The organism is Pedobacter sp. HMWF019, assembly GCF_003061025.1.
GTDB lineage: Bacteria > Bacteroidota > Bacteroidia > Sphingobacteriales > Sphingobacteriaceae > Pedobacter.
The window spans coordinates 1-8,764 of sequence record NZ_QAIL01000311.1; the positions used below are offsets into that span (position 1 = coordinate 1).

The 8,764-nt window shown below is 39.2% G+C and carries 6 protein-coding genes; 3 read left to right on the forward strand and 3 right to left on the reverse strand.

The genetic code is table 11. The features are described 5' to 3' along the window. Positions 1 to 352 precede the first annotated feature (352 nt). From DBR11_RS17480 to DBR11_RS17490, 3 genes are all read left to right on the forward strand, one after another. A complete protein-coding gene (locus DBR11_RS17480; RefSeq protein WP_158275314.1) occupies positions 353 to 1,543 on the forward strand; it encodes a S41 family peptidase in 1,191 nt (396 codons plus the stop codon). Next, positions 1,533 to 2,228, forward strand: coding sequence for an outer membrane beta-barrel protein (locus DBR11_RS17485; RefSeq protein ID WP_108553932.1), 696 nt, complete (start codon positions 1,533 to 1,535; stop codon positions 2,226 to 2,228). Before DBR11_RS17480 ends, DBR11_RS17485 begins: the two co-directional genes overlap by 11 nt. A gap of 392 nt (positions 2,229 to 2,620) precedes the next feature. After that, positions 2,621 to 2,908 carry a hypothetical protein gene (locus tag DBR11_RS17490; RefSeq protein ID WP_108553933.1) on the forward strand — a complete coding sequence of 96 codons (288 nt, stop codon included), beginning with the start codon at positions 2,621 to 2,623 and terminating at the stop codon, positions 2,906 to 2,908. A 1,065-nt stretch (positions 2,909 to 3,973) separates the two neighbouring features. Here DBR11_RS17490 and infB read toward each other — a convergent pair. The 3 genes from infB to rimP form a co-directional block, all read right to left on the reverse strand. Next, positions 3,974 to 7,042 carry a translation initiation factor IF-2 gene (gene infB, locus DBR11_RS17495; RefSeq protein WP_108553934.1) on the reverse strand — a complete coding sequence of 1,023 codons (3,069 nt, stop codon included), beginning with the start codon at positions 7,040 to 7,042 and terminating at the stop codon, positions 3,974 to 3,976. Positions 7,043 to 7,171: 129 nt separating this feature from the next. Next, positions 7,172 to 8,407: a transcription termination factor NusA gene (nusA, locus tag DBR11_RS17500; protein WP_108553935.1), complete on the reverse strand. Its 1,236-nt coding sequence runs from the start codon at positions 8,405 to 8,407 to the stop codon at positions 7,172 to 7,174. A gap of 2 nt (positions 8,408 to 8,409) precedes the next feature. Then, positions 8,410 to 8,764 (reverse strand): ribosome maturation factor RimP (rimP, locus tag DBR11_RS17505; RefSeq protein ID WP_233260801.1); only part of this gene is annotated, 355 nt, incomplete at its 5' end.

The following is an 8,764-nucleotide window of genomic DNA, read 5'->3' on the forward strand; positions in this document are numbered from 1 at the left end:
CCTCCTGAAAGCTTACTATTGCCCTTCGACAATATTTCTGAATCAGATTTAAGAGCGTCACTTTTCTTACAACCACCTAAAATAGCTGCAAAGGCCAAGATAACACAGGCCATTTTTGTTTGTTTTTTCATAAAAGCATTATTTAATAAAAGCGTTTTCTAAGAGTCGACAAAGATATCAACAGAAAACGATCTAACAAATCAAGATTTCAATAAAAAAGCCAACTAACTCTATGCTAGCCACATTTATTACTCTTTTTTATTCTCTTCTACAAACCAGAATTAATAAGGATCTTATTAGTAATTTTGCTACTAAATCTCATATCAACAAATTAGATTTTGAAACAATACCAATGAATAAAAAATTACGCAATCTCAACCCTGTACCTACCCTCTTTTACTCCATTTTCATCTTTCTACTAACTACCATTCTCGGTTCATGTAAGAAAGACACCACTTCTGACATCAATGAAACCCGAGATACCTTCCCTAAAATATTCGCACAGTTCTGGGATAAAATGAATAGTAAATACGTGTATTGGGACAGAGAAACCACCGATTGGAATTCTGTATACAAACAATATAAGCCATTATTTGATCAGCTCAGCAATAGTGATGAAGACAAAAGAAAGGCAATGTCCTACTTCACACAAATGACAAGCAACCTAATCGATCATCACCTCAGCATCACCTTCCTTGAACAACCGCTAAACGGATCCGTGATTAATCCTTCTTTAGCTAGAAAAGTTAAAGCACAAGGCTACCACGGCAGATATAACTATGATTATATGGTTAAACCTTATTTAGACAATGGCTTTGTCTCTGGAAGAGGAAATATTAGTAATAATGGAGAATTGATAAGCGCCACATCAGGCACCATCAACAATAACATCCTTTATTTCCATTGCAATTTCTTTGCGCTCAAACAGTCCTATAATTCAACCGGAGACAATACCATAAAACAAATTCTTAACTACTTTTTTTCTAACCTAAAAAAAACCGGGAATCCCATTAAAGGTATTATACTAGACCTTAGAAACAACAACGGCGGCAATATAGAAGACCTTAATTTTCTCGCGGGCAAGCTCGTTCCTCAAGATCATATTTTTGGCTACAGCAGAAGCAAAACCGGCATGGGGAAACTCGATTACCTGCCTTGGCTCGAATCCAGTCTAAAACACGATCCTGACTATTCAGGAACCGTCCCCATCATGTTATTAGGAGACAATTTCTCAGCATCCTTATCTGAAATTATGATTATTGCATTGAAATCTAAAGCCAATCTATTCATAGGAGAACAAACTTATGGCGCTACAGGACCACTCTCAGATCCAGATATTTTTAATGCTGGTTCCTTTAATATCGGAACTTTTTTAAGTGTAAAGACATCTTCAGTAGAATTTAAAGGCATAGACGGGACTTTTTATGAGGGAATTGGCATTACACCAGACATTTCCTCTCCTTTCAATCTTCAAGCACTATCCGCAGGAAAGGATCTTCAGCTTGAAACAGCAATAAATCAAATCAACAAAAATGAACATTAAAAAATCGCTCTCTATCATTGCTTCTATTTGTTTAACCTGTATCCTAAATGTAAAAGCCCAAACAAATATTGGTCTGGATGCTGGAATAACTTACAATAAATTAAGGTTCAAGCCTGTAAATAGCAACCTCACCCTATCCTCTAAGCAAGGCTATATCATAAACTTGAATATAGACCATCAACTGAACAAATGGATCGCAGTTGAAGCTTCACCCGGTATGCTGCAAAAGAATTATTCCCTCAAAAACACCAACAACATCTATCAGGATATAAACAACACCTATCTGCAACTCCCAATAAGTATCAAATTCGAAAGGAAGTTAATAAGCCGATTAAATTTATCAGCCGCACTGGGAGGATACTACGCCTATTGGATAAAAAGTACAATCAATGGCATCGCACCAAACGTTTTCGAACTGTCCTCAGGTTCAGAAGGAGACGAGCTAATTAAAGTAGAAGGTATTAAATCCCAATATCCTTTTAGCCAGCGTGACAACCGATCAGAGTTTGGCTGGACAGCCAAGATAGGCTTAAACTATAGAATTCTAAACGATCTCTCTTGTTCGATAAAGGGGCATTATTACCGATCTCTAACAGGCCAGCAAAAACAGATCGATGAGTTACAAGCCTCAAGATACAATGAAACACTAGCAGCAACGATAGGAATTGCATATTCTTTCAAGTAAGATGCAATTCCAAATTTCCCACTTAACCCAACCAATCCGAGCCAAAACTCATAAGAATTAAAAATCAGCCATTGTATTCATATTACCAAATTCTTTATTTGGATTATTAAACTTAACAAGTTCCCATGATAAAAAAACGCTCTATATGCCAATCTCATGGCATCCCATTAATAACAAACCCATTCCAACAAGTAATAATTTAGTGTACGGCTCAATTCTTTGATTCAAATCAAAAAGATTAATCTACCTTTAGCAAATTTTCTGGGTATTAGAAATTTAAGTTCCGTATCTAGTCCGGTTCAAATTTTGAACGTTATTACGCAAAATCATATCCCTTCCTTTTTATCATATTTAGTAGCCAGAAGTATTATGGTCTAATTAATAAATTAACAATGAAAAGAACAATCAAAAAAATGTGTTTAGTTTCTCTCTCTGTAGCTCTCGTTACAATAGCTGGATGTAAGAAACAATCAAATGAACTTACAAAAGAAGAAGTTAAAAAAGAATCTTCTGTAGATTCACTGGAGATTGAGTCCTTAAAAATCTATTTATCGGAACTCTACCATTTAGACATTAAAGAGATCAGCTTTGATCCAAAAACAGGCAACTTTATCTATCATGACGTTGTACAAATAACCAGAGAACGATTGATAGAAATTAGAAATTCAAACAAGAAATAAGTTAAAAGCCTTTTTTCAAAACCTTGCTTCTGCCATGATAATTTTGGTCTCAGAAAATGCAAAACCAAAGGGTCTAAGGACATTAAAGCATTAGATGAAAGCCTATTTTTTTCAGACACTATTCGAATTATAGAAAGACTTAAACTTTTAACTGTTGATAAAATAAGACCAAACCCCAAGAAATCAGAATATAAAATCTACCAGAATTACAGATCTATTTAAGAAAAGCAGACACAACGAAATAGTCATAAATGTAGGCAAATTAGGCATGGAATATCGATTTCAGCTAAAGAAGTTTGCAAAAAAAAGTCCCGTAAAAACTTAAACTCAAAGATCTAACAGTAAAGTTATTTTTTGCTTCGTTAAATAGACTTTACCCTCATTGTAATTACCAAGAAACTTGATTAGCTTGTCTTGTTCTTTTTGAGACAATAGAAGCGTTGTTAGCCACTTCTTTTTTTGCTTGAATTTTCGGTTGTTGTTCCTTCTTACACCCATTGCTTATTAGGAGAGCGAGCGAGAAAGAAACAAAACATAGTTTTTTTAACATTTTGTTTATCGTTAATGTGTATAACCAGACCTATTTCTGATTGATGGTAAAGATAGATTTTAAGAAAAAAATAAGTAATGTATCCAGATTTTCCATACAAAAAGTAGGTAGGATTATCAATGCCCAAATGGGAGTAAATTTTTGATGACCGTAATAGTATTTTGACAGCCTTACTATAATATAAACACAATTATTTGTACGGTATAATTGAAGGAAATATCCGGTCTGACTAAATACAGGATATGAGTATGTCACAATTATCTGTTCCTCCTTCTTTATGCAATGAATAATACCTTCTTGCGCGCATTAATCAGGCGCCGTAGAGCTTCCATATTCTCTTTGCTTTCGCTAAGGCTTCTCTTCGGCTATAGCCATATAAAACAAGTATAAAAATTGAACTCTAAACTGATTGGGTTTTCAGCGGGTCTGGATTCTTATTGAGCACTGACCAAACCTCCATAAACGCAAAAAAGCCGCTTAATCTCTTAAGCGGCTTTTCTATATATAAAAGTCTGTTACAACTTCCGTTTCACTTCAACCTGTTCGTAGGCTTCTACAATATCCCCAACCTCAATGTTATTGAAGTTCTGAATATTCAGACCGCACTCGTAACCTCTGCTCACCTCTTTCACATCATCTTTATAACGTTTCAGTGAAGCCAGCTCACCAGTGTAAATCACGACACCATCCCTAACAATACGGATCTTGCTATTCCTGGTAATTGTACCATCCAACACCATACATCCTGCAATGGTACCCACTTTCGTAATTTTGAAAGTCTCTCTGATCTCCACGTTCGCAGTGATTTTCTCTTCGAATTCCGGAGCAAGCATACCTTCCATCGCCGCTTTGATCTCATTGATCGCATCGTAGATGATAGAGTACAAGCGAATATCGATTTGCTCGGCCTCAGCCAACTTACGTGCACCAGATGAAGGACGTACCTGGAAACCGATAATGATCGCATCAGAAGCAGATGCCAGTAATACATCAGACTCTGAAATCTGACCTACAGCTTTACTAATGATGTTCACCTGGATCTCTTCAGTAGACAGTTTCAATAATGAATCTGACAAGGCCTCGATAGACCCATCCACGTCACCTTTGATGATCAAGTTCAGCTCTTTAAAGTTACCAATTGCCAAACGACGGCCAATCTCATCCAGAGTAATGTGTTTCTGCGTACGCAAGCCCTGCTCACGCATCAATTGTAAACGTTTGTTTGCAATCTCTCTTGCTTCCACTTCACTCTCCAGTGCATTGAACCTGTCACCGGCAGTAGGCGCACCCTGCATACCCAATACCTGTACCGGTACCGAAGGACCTGCATTGTCCACTTTCTGTCCACGCTCGTTAAACAACGCCTTAACACGTCCGCTATAACTCCCCGCTAAAATCGGATCTCCAATTTTTAAAGTACCCGCCTGTACCAGAACTGTTGTAACGATACCACGGCCTTTATCTAAAGTAGCCTCAATTACGCTACCAGTAGCACGTTTATTAGGATTTGCTTTCAGCTCTAGTAATTCGGCTTCAAGCAATACTTTTTCCAATAACAGATCAACGTTCAATCCGCTCTTACCAGAAATCTCCTGCGACTGGAATTTACCACCCCAATCCTCTACCAGGATATTCATCATAGACAACTGTTCGCGGATCTTATCCGAGTTTGCACCCGGTTTATCAATCTTTGTAAAAGCAAACACCAATGGAACACCTGCAGCCTGCGCATGGTTGATTGCCTCTTTTGTCTGAGGCATCACCGCATCGTCCGCAGCAACCACAATGATCGCAATATCCGCCACTTTCGCACCACGAGCACGCATCGCTGTAAAGGCTTCGTGACCCGGTGTATCCAGGAACGTTACTTTCTTGCCAGTTGGAGTAGTAACCATATAGGCACCAATGTGCTGGGTAATACCCCCTGCCTCACCGGCAACCACATTTGCTTTACGGATATAATCCAGTAAGGAAGTCTTACCATGATCCACGTGACCCATAATGGTCACAACCGGAGCCCTTGGTTCCAAATCTTCTTCTGAATCCTCTTCTTCAATTAAAATATCACCCTCATCATCCGGTTTAACGAATTGTATCTCGTAACCAAACTCATCAGCAACAATTGTTAAAGTTTCTGCATCCAAACGCTGGTTGATCGATACGAACATTCCAAGGCTCATACAAGTACCGATAATCTTAGTTACCGGAACATCCATCATATTGGCCAGTTCGTTTGCCGTAACAAACTCGGTAACCTTTAATACTTTGGATTGTAATTCCTGTTCTAAAGCTGCCTCATCTGCAGACATGGCTACATCATCCCTTTTCTGGCGACGAAGTTTTGCACGTTGCGCAAATTTACCAGACTTACCTGCTCCGCTTAAACGGGCAAGTGTTGCCTTGATTTGATCTTGGATCTCTTTTTCCGTAGGCTCTTCTTTAGATCCGCCAGGATGCGCTCCTGGTTTGTTGTTTCTAAAATTAGGCCTGCTGGCTGCATTATTTGTATTATTTCTAAAATCCGGTCTGTTGGTAAACGTAGGTGCACCTGCAGGTCTTGGAGGATTCTGCTGGCCGGCCGGAGGATTGTTTCCCTGACCTTGCGCTCCCTGATGTTGTCCCTGGTTCGGGTTTTGCCCCTGACCAGGATGTCCTCCCGGAGTTTTTTTACGTTTACGCTTTCTCTTCGCGCTCTCGCTATCGTTAGACGACGCAATTGGCTGAGACTTACGTTCTGGTGTTGTTGGCAACACAATCTTGCCAATAATATTTGGCCCGGAAAGTTTTACTGACCTGGCTTTAATAACCTCTACCTCTTCAGGCTTTTCAATTTTTGGTTCCACTGCTTCTTTTACCGGTTCCGGTTTAATTGCAGCAGGCTGCTCAGCAGGTTTTGGCTGCTCCTCTGCCTTCACTTGGGCAACGGGCTGAACCGGTTCTGCTTTAACCTCTGCAGGTTTTTCTTCTTTTATAACTTCTGCAACCTTTGGCTCCTCTTTCGGTACTTCAGGTGCAGGTGTTTCTTTTTTAACCTCAGCAACAGGTGCCGGAGCAGGAGTTACCGGCGCAGGGCTAACAGGAGCTTCCTCTCTCTTAACCGGACGCGTTTTTGAATTCAAATCATCCAGGTTAATTTTCCCGATGATCTTCACCCCAGGCAAAGAACTCTCTTCTGTTTTCTCAGCAGCTTTTTCTTCTACCGCTTTTACAGGAGTTTCTTCTTTAGCCACCGGGCGTTCTTCTTTCGGTTTCTCAACCGGAGGTGTATACGAATGAAGATTCTTGATCAGAACACCTTCATTTTCGAATTCAACATTTTTCTGCGGGGCTTCTGCAGCTCTCTCCACAACTTCAGGTTCATCCCGACGAATTTTACCAATAACAATCTGATTGGCTTCTTCTTTTACGATCTTATCTCCCTGAAATTCTTTCAATAATGCATCATACATATCCCTTGAAAGTTTTGTTGTGGGTTTATTCTCGACAGAAAAGCCTTTTTTCTCCAGGAACTCAACGGCCGTAGCTATCCCTACGTTAAGTTCCTTAACTGCCTTAAATAAAATTATTGGTTTGTCGTCTGACATTGATCTCCTCTTTTTTCTTAATTCTTATACAAAAGTAACGTTTATTCTTGTTTTATTTCATGTGTATGTGATTTGTTTTTAATTTCCCACATGAACCTCAGTGCTCCTTAAGCGCACTGCAAGTTACGTTTATTCAAATTCTGATTTTAAAATACTAACAACTTCTTTAATTGTTTCTTCTTCTAAATCAGTACGTTTTACTAATTCATCTATCGAAAGTGACAATACACTCTTAGCTGTATCACAACCGATGGCTTTTAATTCATCGATAATCCAGCTATCGATCTCATCTGAGAATTCTTCGATATCCACATCTTCATCTTCTTCACCAGCCTCACGATAAACATCAATTTCATAACCTGTCAGTTTACCCGCAAGTTTAATGTTGTGCCCACCACGTCCAATGGCCAGGGAAACCTGATCTGGTTTCAAATATACAGATGCATGTTTGGTTACATCATCCAATTTAATGGAAGTGATTTTTGCCGGACTTAATGCCCTGGTAATGTATAATGAAATATTATTGGTGAAATTGATCACATCAATATTTTCATTTTTCAGTTCTCGCACGATACCGTGAATACGTGAACCTTTCATCCCCACACAAGCACCAACCGGATCGATCCTGTCATCATAAGATTCAACCGCTACTTTGGCACGCTCTCCTGGTTCACGAACAATTTTCTTAATGGTGATCAGACCATCAAAGATCTCAGGAACCTCAATTTCAAACAAACGCTGTAAAAATTCAGGGGCGATCCTGGAAATAATGATCTTTGGTGTACTGTTGATCATATCCACTTTAGAGATCACCGCTCGAACCGTATCTCCTTTTTTGAAATAATCCGCAGGGATCTGCTCTGTTTTAGGCATCAGCAATTCGTTGCCTTCATCATCAAGCACCAAAGTTTCTTTTTTCCAAACCTGGTAAACCTCTCCTGTTACGATTTCACCAACGCGGTCTTTATATTTTTTAAATATCTCGTCTTTTTCAAGCTCCAGAACTTTAGAAACCAGGGTTTGACGTGCAGCCAAAATAGCCCTTCTTCCAAAGCTTTCCAAGGTGATCTGCTCAATGTAGTCGTCTCCAACTTCCATATCGGGATCGATTTGTTTAACCTCTGCCAGTTCAATTTCCAGATCATCGTCTTCAGAAAAGCCATCTTCCATGACCTTCCTTGTACGCCAGATCTCTAAATCCCCGTTATCAGGGTTAACAATCACATCACAATTCTCATCCGTACCATATTTTTTCCTCAACATACTACGAAACACCTCTTCCAGCACACTAATCACTGTTGGGCGGTCGATGTTCTTGAAGTCTTTAAACTCCTGGAATGAATCGATTAAATTAATATTGCTCATTTTTATTTAAATGAAATTAAAACCTTTACTTCTGTTATATTCTCCAGTCCTATAGTGTTTTCCACCAGTTGAACCTTTTTTCCTTTTTCTTTGACTTTTTCTTCAATTGTAAGACTGTTCTCTCCAACCGAAAGCAATTTACCCTCTTTCTTATCTCCCCCTGCCAGTTTTACACTCAAGTCCCGACCAATATTTTTATGATACTGTCTTGTTAGTTTTAATGCTTCGCCAACACCGGGAGAAGATACCTCCAGGTTATAAGCCTGTTCAATCGCATTTTCTTCTTCCAAATGAAAACCAACATGTCTGCTGATGGCCGCGCAATCCTGGATACTTATGCCTTCATCACCGTCAACC